The 260-nt window shown below is 53.5% G+C and carries 1 pseudogene; it reads right to left on the reverse strand.

The features are described from left to right. Positions 1 to 78 precede the first annotated feature (78 nt). A pseudogene (locus SCA31_RS24125) lies at positions 79 to 260 on the reverse strand (hypothetical protein); the annotation flags it as partial.

Below are 260 nucleotides of genomic sequence, written 5' to 3' on the forward strand. Positions count from 1 at the left end.
ATCGATTGCCGCCTCATAAGCATGGTCAATCTGGTCTTGGCGCGTCACGTCGAGAGACGCGACGAGAACCGCGTCGCTCTACTTTTCAGCAAGGTCGCGAAGCTGATCCGGATCCCGAGCAGTCAGCACAGCACGGTATCCAACCTGCAGAACCTTTTCTGCGATCGCTCGACCCAAGCCTCTCGACGAACCAGTAATGAACCATATGGCGTTTTTATCGATCATGACGAATTCTCCGTTGATTTGCCTAGATCCCGGTT

Source organism: Chryseobacterium sp. SIMBA_028 (genome assembly GCF_046535285.1).
Taxonomy (GTDB): Bacteria; Bacteroidota; Bacteroidia; order Flavobacteriales; family Weeksellaceae; genus Chryseobacterium.